The organism is Gammaproteobacteria bacterium (genome assembly GCA_030949385.1).
Classification (GTDB): domain Bacteria; phylum Pseudomonadota; class Gammaproteobacteria; order JAUZRS01; family JAUZRS01; genus JAUZRS01.
This window is the reverse complement of record JAUZSP010000006.1, coordinates 237,648-253,100: the sequence shown is the minus strand read 5'-3', so window position 1 is coordinate 253,100 and position 15,453 is coordinate 237,648. Positions and strand designations below refer to the sequence as shown.

Sequence of the window (15,453 nt, the reverse complement as noted above, 5' to 3'; positions counted from 1 at the left end):
TATTTTCCAATACTTCGGACAGTTTTAGCGGGAAAAAGGTAGGAACTACAAGCGGATTCTGAAAAAATACGATTCTCTAAAAGCGACAATCAAAGAAGGCCGCCTGTGGAATTCGTAGTAGAATCTGTTTTGCTCTCCCTGTCCAGCATTAAAAAACCGCAACGTCTTTTTCTTGCAGCTCTGTTTTCCGCTTTGATGGTTTTTCAAGGCAAAGCTACTTTCCGTACTTTAAGCCGTTACAGTTCGTTGCATGAAAAACGTCTGTCACGCTGGTTTCGGCGTTCGTTTGATTTTGCTCAATTCAACGGAGGTCTGCTTCAACAAGAGCTGTCACAAGAGAACGATCAAATTGCCGCCATTGATGCCAGCTTTATGAAAAAAAGCGGCCAGAAAACGGCAGGATTGGGCTGGTTTTATAACGGCGCTTTGGGTCAGGCGATGGTCGGTTTGGAACTGTCGTTGATTTGCCGTATTGATCTTCAAAGTCGAACGGCGTACGCATTGGATGCTCGGAGAACAGTTCCGAATCTTCGGTGATTTCCATTGCTTTGTGGCGACGTAAGAAATTCAACCAACATTTGATGAACATACTTTTTGACAAGTTGGGTTTGGACAGATCGTGTCAAAAAGTCGAGTTGGTTTATGATGAGTTGAAAGCATCGTCGGTCCCGGTGTTGCCGTGGCCACAAGAACAATCACAAAAAACGTTGCAATAGATTCGAGCGACATCAACCTTTCTCACTGTTTATGATTTGCCGATACAAGCCCATAATCTGCTCAGCCACGCTCTCATCACCAACATACAATAACCCACGATGGTTCATAAAGGTCGTAGCCAAACGATTCAGCTCCAGCGGTTGCCCCTCAATGTCTGATGCCACCGCACCTACTTCATGAAACAGACAGGCAGTGGCGGCGTAATCCCACAGACTGCCCCCGCTGGCACCCTCTCGTGGATATTTAAAATAACAGTGATTTGGCGTTTCTAACAGATGGCACGCATTAAGAACCGCACCGATGCGAAAACGAATTTCAGCGCCCGGCAAATCCAAAGCATTCGCAATGGCCTCTAACCCCGTTTGGGTCTGCTGCAACCACGGATGCTGCTGAAAACTGAAATCAGTGGTTAACACCAAGGGCTGAGCCTGATCCAATGTAGGCCGCTGCATTAAACAGCCATTTTTATACGCTCCCTGCCCCCGAACAGCGCTGAAAATCGTTTCGGTAACGGGATCAAAAACCACTCCAATCCATGCTGTGCCATTTTGTGCCACCAGCGCAATGGAGACCGAAAAACCAGCCACCTGCTTCACAAAAGCCAAGGTGCCATCCATAGGGTCAATGCACCAAAAAGCCGCTTTCTGATGACGCTGGCCATCGTCATTGGATTCTTCAGTCAAAAGAGCCAAGTCATACAACAAACAACTGGGCTGTAAAATGGCCAGAATGGCCGCTTGGGCTTTGTGATCCACTTCGGTCACGATCTGCGACGCGGCACTGCTGCCGATGTCTTTTTGCTGGATATGAAACGAGCTGTGACGATGAGCGTTGATGATCGCCCCTGCGGCAAGGGCGGCTTTAATCGCCAGTTGTTTTAATTCATTTAACTGTTGAACGTTAAAATTCAACTGTTTTCCCAAGGATTATAAAGCTCTACTGAACTCTGCTGCATATCTGAAATATTGCGCGTCACCACCACACAGTGATTGATTAAACCCGTCACCGCAATCAAACCATCAATGGCGGGCAAGGGCTTACCCACGATCTCTGAAGCACCCTGTATTTCACCCCACTTTGATGCAACACGCAGATCAATGGGTAAAACTCGTCCCTTGAAACGCTGTTTTAAATCATTCTCAAGCCATAATCTAAAACGGTTTTTTCTAATCTCATCAGACGATTTTTTTATGCCTTTCTCAATTTCACCAAAGGTGAGTACACTCAGATAAAGTGCTGACTCATCCTGTTTTTGCAACCATTGAATCACGTTTTTATTCGGTTTAGGTCTGACTGCTTCAGAAATAACACAGGTATCCAACAGATACTTCACAGATCAATCTCTCTCGGTAATTTTTTATCTCGGATTGTTTCAAGTTCCAACTCAGCCAGAGGAGAATCGCGCAGAAAATCGACTAAATCCGTTTTTGGTTTGGTTATTTTTGTGTACTCTTCAAAAGAAAGTACCACCACCGCTTTATCACCGTGTTTGGTCACGATCTGCGGCTCCTTGTGCATGGCATCTTCAACCAACTGGCTAAACCTGCTCTTTGCTTCCTGTAATTGCCACGTATTGTCTTTCATCATCACACCCCCAAATCAAACCAGTATGACTAGACACTAATCGTTATTTTCAGGTTTGTCAAAAAGCCAACGCCGCAACCACCTCTTTGGCCAGTCGTTCACTGTAACGGTGAATTTTCCAATGATCAGGACTCCAGCCCTTGAGAAAACGGTAAAAATCCGTCCACGCCACGGGGTAAAGGGGTCGCCAAGCGGCCTCCACTTCATCAGGATTAATCTCTGGTTGGTGCTCTGACAAAGCAACGTTGAGAGCAGAGAAATAATGCGTCAACAAGACGTCTTCCAGACGCTCACATTCCGATTCATTCAGACAACTGCCGATAAAATAAGCCACATCTTTCATGCCGCAACCGCCACCGACGTACTGAAAATCCACTGCGGCCACAAGATCACCTTCAGCGGAAAAACAGAAATTAGCCAATTTGGCATCGCCATGAACAACGGTTTGAAACGGCGCAGTCGTTAACAGCTTATCCAACGCCTCAGCGGCTTCTTTCAGCGCCCCCTCTTCCATACTGGCCAACTCATCAGGGCGCGTTTCCAAGTGCCAATAACAGCCCACCGGCCACAAACCCGCTGGCGTTTCGCCCATAAATTGCGCATGAAAATGGGCTAACCAACTCAAACAGACGCGCATCTCATCCAGCGTCACCTGATCTTTGCGTTGCGAATAACCGGAGCTGTCCAGATCCTCCAAAACCATCAACCACTCACCCTCATGCTGCTCCAATGCCAGACATTCGGGCACACGCGCTGACTCGCCACAACGAGCCGACCACTGGCGATACCATTCGCTCTCCACTTGGTAGGAGCGTACTTTTCGCTGATGAGAGCGGTCGCTGTCCCAGCCCCGTGGGTGTTGACTCTGATCCGGCAAACGAACGTGTTTCACCACCACACTGCTGCGAGATGAACCGATCAAGCCGTAACGGTCGATGCTGCCGTAACCGCTCCAGAGGCTTTGAATGGTGCCAGCGTCGAAGAGGTCTGTAGCTTTGGTGGTTTTAAGAATGATTTTATTCAGAGGTATTGACATATTTTATACATCAGAAAGAACGTCCCAATTATCAACAAAACCATCACAAACCCGCCAAAAAATCGCTTTATCTGTCATATTCACTCCTATAAATTTTCTATCCAATTTTATTAAAAAACTCACTTCACCGCCAACAACGAAACAAAATTCCAACACTGAAACCAAACCTCAACCGATTCAAACCCCACCGCCTGCAACCGCTGTTGATGCTGCTGCACGGTCTCAGGAATCAAGACATTCTCCAGCGCCGAACGTTTTTGACTGATTTCCAGATCACTGTAACCATTGGCGCGTTTAAAGCCGTGGTGCAGATCAACAAACCGCTGCTCTTTTTCTGCCGATTCCAGCGCGATTTTCTCCGATAAAATCAACACCCCGCCACGATTCAAACCGGCGTAAATCTCCGCCAACAACGCCTCACGCTGCGCCAACTCCACAAATTGCAGGGTAAAATTAAGCACCACCACCGATGCATTTTCGATTTTTAGCTGAGTAATATCGGCACAGCGCAGCTCGATGTTCTCACCCTCACCAGCACGGCGCAGATGTTCATCGCAACGCGCCAACATCGCCTCGGAGTTGTCCACCGCCACAATGGGCACCTGCGGATTTTGCCGCCGCAAAGAAAAGCTAACCGCCCCCAAAGAACAGCCCAGATCGTAACAACGGCTGCCTGTTTGGTAAAATTGCGCGCCGATCACGCCGATGTTCTCCACCAGAGTGAGGTAACCGGGCACCGAACGCTGAATCATATCGGGGAACACCTGCGCCACCGCCGCATCGAAACTGAACCCAGCCACCTCCGTCAACGGCTGCTGGTAAATCTGATCTTTAACCTTCACCGCTGCCTACAACCCACCTTGAGTTAATTTGGCCGGATCAAGCAGACGTTTCAATTCCACCTCTGATAAATCGGTATTTTCCAATGCCACCTCCAGAACAGGGCGGTTTTCACGATACGCCTGCTTGGCAATGGCTGCGCCTTTTTCATAACCAATCACGCCGTTCAGCGCCGTGACCAAAATGGGATTGCACTCCAAAGCGTGACTCAAATGCTCATCATTGACCGTGAAACCCGCGATGGCTTTTTCTGCCAACACACGACTGCCATTGGCCAGCAGGGTGATGCTCTGCAACAAGTTATACGCGATCATCGGCAACATCACATTGAGCTGAAAATTGCCCGCCTGCGCGCCGACGGTAATCGCGCTGTCATTGCCCATCACCTGTGCTGCCAGCATGCAGATCGCCTCCGGCACCACCGGATTTACCTTACCTGGCATGATGCTGCTGCCCGGTTGCAGCACAGGCAGTGCGATCTCACCCAGCCCTGCCAGCGGCCCGCTGTTCATCCAGCGCAGATCGTTGGCGATTTTCATCAAACTGATGGCCACCACTTTTAGCTGGCCGCTCATCTCTGCCGCCGCATCTTGGCAGCTCAGCGCCTCAAAATAGTTCTCCATCGTCACGAAGGGCAAACCGCTCTCAGCGGCCAGCACCCGCGCCACCCGCGAACCAAATTCAGCATGAGCGTTGATGCCCGTACCCACCGCCGTGCCACCGGAGGCGATCTCCAGTAGACGCGGCAAAGAGGCTTCAATGCGCTCAATGCCGTGGCGAATCTGCGCCGCCCAGCCCCCCAGTTCTTGATCCATACGCACCGGCATCGCGTCCATCAGATGGGTGCGACCGGTTTTAACCTTATCTTTTAGTTCGTCGGCACGCGCCTCAATGGCTTCGGCCAACTGCACCAACGCAGGCAGCAGTTGTTCGTGCAGCGCCAGAACAGCGGCGATGTGAATCGTACTGGGAAAGACATCGTTGGAACTTTGACTCATGTTCACATGGTCGTTGGGATGCACCGTCTTATGACCGTACTCGCTGGCCAAATGCGCCACCACTTCGTTGCAGTTCATGTTCGAGCTGGTACCGGAACCGGTCTGAAAAATATCCACCGGAAAATGAGCGTCGTGTTGACCGGCGGCGACCTCCAGTGCCGCCTTTTGAATCGAGCCGCAGCGATCTTGGCTGAGCAGCCCCAGATCAAAATTGGCCTGCGCGCAAGCGTGTTTTAACAGCCCCAACGCACGAATCATCTCACGAGGCAGGCGCAACCCACTGATGGGAAAATTCTCCACCGCTCGCTGGGTCTGCGCCCCATACAAGGCCTCTTTCGGCACCTGTAGCTCACCCATGCTGTCGTGTTCACTGCGAAACTTCACCTGACTCATAACACCTCCTCCAACCGATCACAGACAAATATGGGCGCAGTTTAGCGGTTTCCCGCCCACAGGCCTAATCTTCTGCACCACAAAGGAGCGTTCCATAAATCAGCCCCAAACAAAGTAAACAAAAAAGTCACCAGCCCGTCACAACAGTTGGGTATAATTAAGACTTTGTTTACTTTATGGACGCCTCATGAGCAGCAGTTTAAAAGAAGCCATTTACCGTCAGCGTGAACACCTCGCAGTTCTGTTGAGCAAAAGCATGCGCACTTTGGCCAAAAACAGCGCCACACAACTGCATGATCGCACCGCCTTAGAGAAGATGCTGCAACAGGCTTTGACTGAAATTCGCTGCAAACACCTCTATATAATGGATCAAAACGGCATTCAGTTGACCGACAACGTCACCGATGACGGCCTTGATGAAGCTCATTTTGGCCGTGATCGTCTCGACCGTCCTTACATGCAAGACATTATCGGCAGCACCGATTTTAAACTCTCCGAAGCTTACATCAGCCGCAACAACAAACGCCCTTCCTTGACCGCCATTCATGTCATTCGAGATGCTGAGCAGCAACACATCGGTTTTCTCGGGGCGGATTACGACCTGCGTGAACTGCCAGGCACCGAGGAAATTTACCAAGAGTCGCAAGATTGGCGACAGATCAAAGGCGACCCCGCCATTCGTGGCGGCCTGTTTGCTCAGCAGCGAGCGGAGAGCGCGATGGATGGCAACCTCGACACCATTCTGCCGCTGATGAACGAACTGATGGTCAACCACGGCGTGTTCCACTGCAAACTGCATTTTTCCAGCAGCCGTGCCACCATTTGGGCGCTGGACAGCCCGTACGCCTATCGACTGCTCAATTTCGATGAGTTAATTGATCCCGACACCTGTCTCGCCTACCCACGTCGCCCTTATCTGCAACAGGCTATTGTGGCTCCCAATGAGATTTTACCCATTTTGGAAATGGGGCAGCAGCTGCGTTTTGCCGATGAAACGGTTTATCTGCGCTCTCTTTCGCTAAACCTCTGCAACGGCATGGTGGCGCTCAATTTTTCTTGCGACGGCACTCACTACCTGCGCTTTGATGAATTTCTCAAACGCGGCATAAACTTCTGGTTTGGCGAATTATTTTGATCCGCCATTAAAATAGAGCATGTAACGGGCGGTTTCATAAAAGGCGCGTCCGTACTCTGCAAGGCGCTGCGCTTCATCAGGAAACTCTGCCGCCACGTCCAGAGCCGGTGTTTCACTATCCAGATCATACAAATACGTTTTATTCTGCTCGGCTCTAAAATCCGTAGCCGAGACAAAACGCTCGCTCATCACCCCCAAACGACTGTTAAAACCATAAAGAAAAGCCAACGAATCGGCATTCTCATTTCGTTGCAGTGCGTCACGTCCCAAGGTGGTATTTTTATAACTCAAACCGGCCAAACCGGCTAAGGTCGGGAACACATCCACTTCACTGGTCACCTGAGAAATACGCCGAGGCTGCACATAGTTTGGTGAGTAGATAATCAGCGGCGTGTGGTAAGTGAATAAATTCAAAGCATCATAGGCTTTACCCATGTGCGGCGAGGGGCTGCTGGTAATGCCGTGATCACCATGAAAAACATAAATCGTATTCTCGCCATAACCCGCCTGCTCACCCAATTTAATTAATTCACCGATAAAATAATCCACCAGACGCACACCGTTGTAACGCCCCTGCAAGGGAAAACCTTGCCACTGCTTTTTATCTTCGGGTAAGGCTTTAATTTCAAAATCCAAATTATCTTCAGGAATGGTAAAAGGCGGGTGATTACCGGCGGTCTGAATCAGCGCAATAAACGGTTTATCTGCATCACGCTGAACAAACACCCTGCTGGCTTCACGAAACAGATCCAGATCCGAAATGCCCCAAACATCAACTTTGGGGGCGGAATAACGCCCCTCTTCGTAAAGATTTAGATCCTTGATGTTGTTTTGCAACACCCCCCGAATATTGCCCCAACTGGCGCTACCACCGATAAAATAGTACTTTTCATAACCCTCAAATTGACTCAATAACATCTGCTGATTGACGATCAACGGGTTGCGGCTGGCGGTGCGCACTGGCGAAACATCAGGGATACCGGTCAGCAAGGCAAACACCGAGCGCGCCGTGCCACCCACTGGCACATAAAAACGATCAAAAAACAGCCCTTCACGCGCCAGACGATCCAAATTGGGGGTGGCATTCAGCGTGTTACCAAACAAGCCCAATTGATTCGCGCCCAAAGACTCCACCAGCACATAAACAATATTGGGTTGTTTCGCTGGTTTACGTTGACTCACCACCTCACGTCGATAACTCAGCGGCTCTGTCGCCTCACCCTGCGACAAACCTAAAAATCGGGTCATTAACGGATAAGCAAAGCGCGTTTGCTCCGCATCGTAAGGCTGAGCCACCTCGTATTTCAGCGTATCAAAATAGAACAGCATCGGATTGAGCGCCAACGCCGAGGCAAAGGCGTTGTTCTCCACAAAGGCATCACTCCAACGCAACGGATACCACGATAATTTGCCGTACAGCCCCGACACCATGACAACGAACACCAGCAGCGCCGCGATTAATTTCTCACGCCAACGTAAATCAGATGCTTTTCCAGTCAAAAAACGCTGAGTCAATTTATGCAGAAAAAAGGCGTATAAGCCCACTAAAAGCAACCATAACAAGGTTATTTTTACTATGGGGTAACTCTGCCACAACATACTGGCGGAGATCTCAGGGTTATCAACAAAACGCAACACAGAGGCGTTCAGGCGCTCTTTCAAATAAGCGTAATGACCAAAATCAAGAAAGTAGGCCAACGAAATAAAAGCCATGACACACACTAAATAGAGCTGCCCCAATGTGCGTACCCAGAGCGAATGCAGCAGATTAAACCGTGGCAAGGCGGCCAGAAACAGAATTGGCAAACTCAGCAGCATCACCAAACGCAGATCAAATTTGGCTCCCAGATAAAAGGCTTGCACCGCACTGACAAACGAAATCGAATCAGACGGCCAAAAGGAGAACAAAAAGCCAAGCCGAAACAGCAGAAAGGCAGCAAAATGAAAGAGAGTTAAAAAGAATAAAAAACGCAAACGGCGAGAATGCCAAAAAGAGTCGCTCTGACCAGACATACAAAAAAACCTTAACTGAACAGTGGATAAGCAGAGCTCACCATTTTAAGCCATTAAGGCAACAGAGTGCGAATTTCCACCCGTCGATTTTCTGTCCGCCCAGCAACCGTTGCATTACTCCGCAACGGCTGACGCTCACCATAACCGTTGACTTGCAAACGACGGCCACTCACCCCTTGCTGAAGCAGATAATCCCGCACCGCATCGGCACGTTCTACAGAAAGACGTTGATTGTAATCTTGACTGCCACGACTGTCCGCATGTCCCTCCAGCAATAAAATCGCCCCATCACGTTCGAGCAACTGCAAAGCCAGAGCGTGCAAAACTGTCTGCTCCGCCTTAGATAAAATAGACTGATCGTAGGCAAAACCGATTCGAAATTGAATCAACAACGGCTCAACCTGAACAGGTTTTTCTTTAACTTCAACCACCTGCCTTTGTACGACAACAGGGGGTGGCAGCGAAACGGTGTTCACCACACTAGAAGAGCGATCCCAACGCGCCTGAAACGCCAGCGCCAACACTTGAGCATCACGATCAAAGTGGCTGTAATCCAGCTTAATGCCCCACCGAGAATTGATTGGCCACAAAAAACCGGCACCCCAATGGATGCCGATGTCATTCAAATTGCGTAATGCAATTCTCGAATCCGTAGCCTCAGTACTCAACATATGCAACCCTCCTTTTAGATAAGGTCGCAGCTTTTTTTTCGGCGGCTGAATCAGGTATTCGAGGCTCAAACCATAGGCTTTGTAAGCCAAACTGCCCAGCTCGCCAATTTGCGCCAAACGATGTTTGAGACGCACCTCTCCCAGATTCAGCGCAAAACCTTCCAGTAACCACTCTTTATGCCATTGGAAACCGACTGCAACACCCAAAGCGGTGGAACGATTGTCTACTATATCAACGCCAAACTGGGTACGGCTCGGCTGCAAACGACTGATGCCAGTCAAAATATTTAGAGACCAGGTTGGGTTCGGTAACGGTTCAAGGTTCGCATCGACAGCAGTGGAAGTCCGACTGTAGCTGACCGGTGAAAAAGCCAACATCGGCAAAAAAGAGAGCGCCGCCAATTTCTTCCGCCGCAAAATCAACAGAGAAAACAGCATCAACAACCAAAAGGGTTCCGCGCTGCCCACTCCCGTCACCGAGGTACTCAGAGCAAATTTAAGATCATTGTCCAGTTGATCCACCACACCATCTTGATTGCTGTCCAACATCGGCAGCGGCTGAGCGATGAATTGATCCGACCAACCATCACCGTTCTGATCAATAAATAGATCCACTCGACCGTCGTTGTCGTAATCCATACCACCGGCTTCAATGATGTCCATCAAGGTATCGTTGTCTGAATCGTTATCGAGATAATCGGACAGGCCATCGTTATCCGTATCCATCGGCTGCAACGGCATCAGCAACAAGCCATCGGAAAGACCATCACCATTGAGGTCTACAAACTGATCCCATAGACCGTCGTTGCCCTCATCCACACCCAAAGCTTCCAGTAGATCCGGCAAGCCGTCGTTATCGCTGTCCAGATCCAAATAATCAGGAATACCATCACCATCGCTGTCTAACAGACCTTCCACCCGATCTGACAGACCATCGTTATCGTCATCCAGATCAAACTCATTCAAAATGCCATCGCCATCAGTATCCAAAATACTAATCACCCAGACCGTACGAATCAGCTCGGGGGCTGCATTGCCCGAACTGTCACTGACGCCGTAACGTAAGGTGTAAATCCCAGCCACCTCACTCTCCACCTGACCGCTCACCTGAACCTGAGCAGAGAGATCTCCCTCCACCTGATCCAACGCTTCAAAACCAGGCTCTTGATAAAGCTCACCTTGCAAGATAGAAAACGACGCCTCACCCAATAAGGTGAGACGGGGCGCAGTGAGATCCAGCAACGTCACCTTCTGCTGCGCTTGACTCTGATTGCCATAAAAATCGCTGGCCACCCAAGTGACAAGGGTCTCACCAAGAGGAAAACGGCTTGGCGCATCGTGGCTGAGGCTCACTGGAAACAGATCGTTTGCTGTAGCCTGACCAAAATCAACCGCCGTCAACAGCATCTCCGTCACCACGATCACGTCTGCTGGCAGCGTCAACACAGGCACAGTGGTGTCTTGCACCTGTACCGTGCGTTGCACAGGCACGCTCAAATTTCCTGCTGCATCACGCACACTGTAATTTAACTGATAGTTGCCTGGCAGCGCACTGTTGACCTGCCCTAAGATGTGTACTGCTGCGCTAAGATCAGCGTCCACAATATCGGTTGCAATGACACCCGCCTCTTGATAAAGCTCACCCGCTTCCAAAGTCACATTGGCCAGACCCAACAACGACAGCGACGCAGGCGTACGATCCAACACCGTCACCACCCGACTCAACTGCGCAGAATTGCCAAATTGATCACTGACCTGATAGAGCACCGAATAAATCCCAGGAACATAGATATTAACCGTACTGCTAACCACCACATTGGCACTTAAATCATTACCCAAATCGTCCAGCGCCGTGGCACCGACATCCTGATAATCATCACCCGCTTCCAAGGTGACATCGCCACCATTAAGCGTGATCACTGGAACGTGCAAAGGCACTACCTGCACCGTTCTTAAGACAAAAGAAGCATTACCTCGACTGTCTTGAACATCGTAACGCAGGGTGTAACTACCCAAGGTAAAAGGGTCAACCATACCGCTGACCTGTACTGACGCACCCACATCCCCATCCACCAAATCAACAGCAGTCACTCCCAACTCTTGGTAAGGAGTGCTGATTTTTAAGGTCACATTGGCATTGCCATTCAGCCCCATCAAAGGCCCTTGAGTGTCCACTACGGTCACCGTCTCTATCGCCGTAGCACGATTACCAACCACATCCACCGCTGTCCAAGTAATGGAGGTGACACCCAAAGGGTACCCATTCAGCCCATTGTGACTCAAGGTCACGGGCGAGGTGTCCAGTACCGTTGGCGGCGTTAAGACCAACGTACTGATTACGCCTGTCGCCTCTAAAAGGTGATTCAGTGGTGGCGTAATTTGGGGTGCTGTTTGATCAATCAACAGCGTCACCGCAGCGGCTGTTGCACCCACATTACCTGCCACATCCATCGCCGTGGCACTGATCGAATAATGCCCTTCAAGAAACAGATGCGATATTTGCCACTGACCACCGGCATCCGCACTCACCAAAGCAACAGAAACACCGTTGGCAAACAGCTCAACGGTACTGTTCGCTTCCGCCTGACCCGACAAAATGTGATTCGCTGCGGCACTGTAAGTAGGATGAACTGGGCTCACAATCTGTGGTGCTGGCGGGGCTAGCGTATCCAACAACAGCGAGGTACTGACAACAGCAGACTCTTGCACGAGACCGTCGCGGAACTGCGCAAAAATCGTTTTCAAACCGTCTCCAGCCGGTAAAATCCAATTCACACTGGGAGCATAAGCCTGCCAAGCAGCCCAGTTTAGGCCATCGTTACTCAAACGCATCTCCAGACAACCACTGAGGTCATCACTGCAAGAGGCGCTGACGTTCACACTCAAACCATTGGTGATGGCCACGGTGCTGATTAAACCAGAGGGGGCGGCAAGATCCAGTGCCACACGTCGAATCCGATGGTTGTCCTTATCAGCAATAAAGAGAAAACCCTGTTGATCCACCGTCACCGCAAAAGGACGATAAACCGATGCCGTATCAGCGGCAATGCCATCGCCGTTAAAATAGAGCGCTCCCGTACCGGCCACGGTGGTGATCACACCGTGTTGATCCACGCGCCGCACGCGATGATTTTCCGTATCGGCAACGTACACATTGCCCCAGCGATCCACCGAGAGGCCGGACGGCTCGCTCAAATCCGCTTGCAATGCTGGAATCTGATCGCCGTTGTAACAGGGTTGCGGAGCACACTGAACGGCTCCATTAGCAACATTGCCCGCAAGGGTGGTAATGATGCCGCTAACGGCATCAATTTTGCGCACATAACCGTACCAACGATCCAAAATGTAGAGGTTATTCTGGTCATCCAAGGCCACATCACTGGGCAGATTCAATTTGGCATTCACGGCCAAACCCAGATCACCGGTAAAATTAGAGACACCGTTACCGGCAAGAGTGCTGATGGTGCCACTGCTGTCCACTTTACGCAGCCGATGATTTTTAGAATCGGCAATATAGAAATCCCCCCCATCGTCCACAGCAATTCCTGTTGGAAAATTCAACTTGGAGAGTGTGGCGGGAATCAGATCAGCAGAAAAGCCCGCGATGCCTGTCCCAGCAACCGTACTGATCACACCCGCTGGGGTCACTTTACGAATTCGATGGTTGGCCGCATCGGCAATGTAGAGGTTGCCATTTTTATCCAGCGCCAAATCATAGGGTGTATTCAGTTGCGCTGCGCTAGCCAAACCACCGTCACCGGCAAACCCAGCCACGCCCGTTCCAGCAATGATGCGCATCACGCCCGCAGCATCTATTTTATGAATTTGATGATTGCCACTGTCAGCAAGGTAACGATTGCCAAAACCATCAAGCAACACATCACGTGGGAAATTCAACGGATTTGAGGTTGCCAGAACATTGCTCGTGGCCACACCCCGCAGACCATTGCCTGCAACGGTTTCGATGACTCCTGCTGCACTTGCACTTTGCGAAACAACACTCCCAAAGCCCAACAATAATAAAAAACACCAACGATTCATCACACTTCCACCTCCCTATTTCTCTGTTACCCAGAGTCCCTGACCGCACAAAATCCGCTCTAGCGCACGGCAGTCCCTTATCTGCGAGCAGAATCGCACAACTCAACTTATTAATTTCTTGCTTTCCAACACGAAGATCAATCTGAAAGGAATAAATATCATGATGAAAAAGCAAAAATCGATCCAGAACGGATCGATTAAAAAGGCAACCAAGAGGCTTAGGCAGAATAGCAAGCGTGGAAATTAAAACTCACGTGTTGTACGTAGAAAGCACCGTCCCAGGAGGGGCATTACGATACAAATAGCCTTTAACGCCCTTCAAAATGGCACGAGCAAGGCGTTGTTGGTGTTTGTGACTGCGCAATTTTCGCTCTTCTTCTCGATTGGAGATAAACGCCGTCTCCACCAAAATCGAGGGAATATCAGGCGATTTCAAAACAGCAAAACCGGCTTGTTGCACCCGACGTTTGTGTACCCCGCCGATTTTTTTCAGATTCTTCAACACATCGCTACCCACATCCAAACTGGATTGAATCGTGGCGGTTTGTGACAGATCTAATAACACCTCGGCAACCAGATCGTCTTTGTCATTCAACGCCACACCACCGAGCAGATCAACGGCATTTTCTTTGTCAGCCAACCATTTAGCAGCCTCAGAACTGGCACCGTTAAGCGACAGTGCATAAACAGAAGCGCCTTTGGCACGCCTATCCCGATAGGCATCGGCGTGCACAGAAACCAACAGGTCGGCTTTATACAGACGAGCCTTTTTAACTCGATCACGCAAACTGATGTACTGATCCTTATTGCGAATCATCACCGGTTTGATCCCCTTTTCTCTTTTAAGGAAAACGTATAATTTTTTCGCCACCGCCAAGGTAACGTCTTTTTCACGGGTTTTATTGTAGCCCGTCGCTCCAGGATCTCGACCGCCATGACCGGCATCAATGGCCACCACCAACTTACGTAAAGGTTTTTTATCCTGTTTCTTGAGTTTTTTACTCGGTTTTGAATAGAGGCGATTGTCGGTCAAATCAATCACCAAACGGTAACCGTGTTGGCCATTGGGACGCAGCAACTGACTTTTTGAACGTACGCGGTGGTTTAGGTCCAATACCACCCGCAAATTTTTACCTTCCCGAGTCGCACTGCGCACCCGTTTTAAAATGCCACCAGCGTTACCCACGTTGGGCAAGGTCTGCAACAGGTGTGCATCATCCAGATCAATCACCACCCGCTCTGGTCCACTCAAAGAGAACAGGGTGTGACGCACGGGGGCATCGAGATCAAACACCAAACGCAAACTCTCCCCATCACTGGAAAGACGCAACTTTTTAACGCCTGCTTGGGACTTTGCCAACACGTTTTGTGGCAACAGACCCAGAGCAGCCACGCCACCCAAACCCGCTAAACGCTGCATAAACTGGCGACGTTCAGAGAATTTTTTCAGGGAAAATGGCTTATTCATTGGGATACTCCATCATTTATCGAAACAGCATAACTCCATACTACCCACAATTGTAGTAGAAACCCTATGACTTATTCAATCTAATTCAAGAAGATAGAGCATATTGTTAAAGCTTTGCAGTAAATTAGGAAATTTACGTTGTCTCAATACGCACAGAACGGCCTGATTGACGGTATTCAATGGCAATTTTGTGGCTGGGCAAGGGCAACACGGAGACAAATTGCTCCGGCCACTCAATCAAACAGACGGTGTTTTCTGCAAAAATGTCACGCAAGCCCAGATAGTCCAACTCTTCAGGGTCATTCAGACGATAGAGATCCAAGTGGTAACAGGTCACATCACCGCACAGATAAGATTCGATCAAGGTGTAGGTGGGGCTTTTGACCGCGCCCTGATAACCCATGCCACGCAAAAAACCACGCACCAAAGTGGTTTTCCCTGCACCCAGCTCCCCCTGCAAAAAAATCACCGCCGGAGCCGAACACCCCTGAGCCAACTCAAGCCCCAAAGCCTCCATCTGTTCGCCTGTATCCGGCATGTATTCAACGCGCGCCATC

General features: G+C 49.9%; 12 protein-coding genes. 2 read left to right on the top strand and 10 right to left on the bottom strand.

What is annotated here, in order from left to right; all coding sequences use genetic code 11:
* Nucleotides 1-105 precede the first annotated feature (105 nt).
* Nucleotides 106-537: a hypothetical protein gene (locus tag Q9O24_08545; GenBank protein ID MDQ7075182.1), complete on the top strand. Its 432-nt coding sequence runs from the start codon at nt 106-108 to the stop codon at nt 535-537.
* Between the two features lie 191 nt (nt 538-728).
* Here Q9O24_08545 and Q9O24_08540 read toward each other — a convergent pair whose 3' ends face one another.
* From Q9O24_08540 to Q9O24_08515, 6 genes are all read right to left on the bottom strand, one after another.
* Nucleotides 729-1,628 (bottom strand): inositol monophosphatase family protein, encoded by a 900-nt coding sequence (locus Q9O24_08540; protein MDQ7075181.1) that lies wholly within the window; start codon nt 1,626-1,628, stop codon nt 729-731.
* On the bottom strand, nt 1,625-2,050 hold the full coding sequence (locus tag Q9O24_08535; protein ID MDQ7075180.1) for a type II toxin-antitoxin system VapC family toxin: 426 nt from the start codon (nt 2,048-2,050) through the stop codon (nt 1,625-1,627). The genes Q9O24_08540 and Q9O24_08535 overlap by 4 nt, the downstream gene beginning before the upstream one ends.
* Nucleotides 2,047-2,301: a type II toxin-antitoxin system Phd/YefM family antitoxin gene (locus Q9O24_08530; GenBank protein ID MDQ7075179.1), complete on the bottom strand. Its 255-nt coding sequence runs from the start codon at nt 2,299-2,301 to the stop codon at nt 2,047-2,049. Before Q9O24_08530 ends, Q9O24_08535 begins: the two co-directional genes overlap by 4 nt.
* A 58-nt stretch (nt 2,302-2,359) precedes the next feature.
* Nucleotides 2,360-3,337 (bottom strand): phosphotransferase, encoded by a 978-nt coding sequence (locus tag Q9O24_08525; GenBank protein ID MDQ7075178.1) that lies wholly within the window; start codon nt 3,335-3,337, stop codon nt 2,360-2,362.
* A 119-nt stretch (nt 3,338-3,456) separates the two neighbouring features.
* Entirely contained in the window at nt 3,457-4,179 is a 723-nt protein-coding gene (gene cmoA, locus Q9O24_08520; GenBank protein ID MDQ7075177.1) for a carboxy-S-adenosyl-L-methionine synthase CmoA, read from the bottom strand.
* A 6-nt stretch (nt 4,180-4,185) separates the two neighbouring features.
* Nucleotides 4,186-5,568: a class II fumarate hydratase gene (locus tag Q9O24_08515; protein ID MDQ7075176.1), complete on the bottom strand. Its 1,383-nt coding sequence runs from the start codon at nt 5,566-5,568 to the stop codon at nt 4,186-4,188.
* Nucleotides 5,569-5,755: 187 nt separating this feature from the next.
* On the opposite strand from Q9O24_08515, the gene Q9O24_08510 reads away from it, so the two are divergent.
* Complete coding sequence (locus Q9O24_08510) at nt 5,756-6,703, top strand: PDC sensor domain-containing protein (GenBank protein ID MDQ7075175.1); 948 nt, start codon at nt 5,756-5,758, stop codon at nt 6,701-6,703.
* Here Q9O24_08510 and Q9O24_08505 read toward each other — a convergent pair.
* From Q9O24_08505 to tsaE, 4 genes are all read right to left on the bottom strand, one after another.
* Nucleotides 6,695-8,716, bottom strand: a complete 2,022-nt coding sequence (locus Q9O24_08505) for an LTA synthase family protein (protein MDQ7075174.1) — start codon at nt 8,714-8,716, stop codon at nt 6,695-6,697. The two genes, Q9O24_08510 and Q9O24_08505, sit on opposite strands and share 9 nt — an antisense overlap.
* Before the next feature lie 53 nt (nt 8,717-8,769).
* Nucleotides 8,770-13,428 carry a DUF5011 domain-containing protein gene (locus Q9O24_08500; protein MDQ7075173.1) on the bottom strand — a complete coding sequence of 1,553 codons (4,659 nt, stop codon included), beginning with the start codon at nt 13,426-13,428 and terminating at the stop codon, nt 8,770-8,772.
* A 250-nt stretch (nt 13,429-13,678) separates the two neighbouring features.
* Nucleotides 13,679-14,896 (bottom strand): N-acetylmuramoyl-L-alanine amidase, encoded by a 1,218-nt coding sequence (locus Q9O24_08495; GenBank protein ID MDQ7075172.1) that lies wholly within the window; start codon nt 14,894-14,896, stop codon nt 13,679-13,681.
* A 133-nt stretch (nt 14,897-15,029) separates the two neighbouring features.
* The gene (tsaE, locus tag Q9O24_08490) at nt 15,030-15,452 is read right to left on the bottom strand and encodes a tRNA (adenosine(37)-N6)-threonylcarbamoyltransferase complex ATPase subunit type 1 TsaE (protein ID MDQ7075171.1); all 423 of its coding nucleotides are present in this window, start codon (nt 15,450-15,452) and stop codon (nt 15,030-15,032) included.
* Between the last annotated feature and the right edge of the window lies 1 nt (nt 15,453).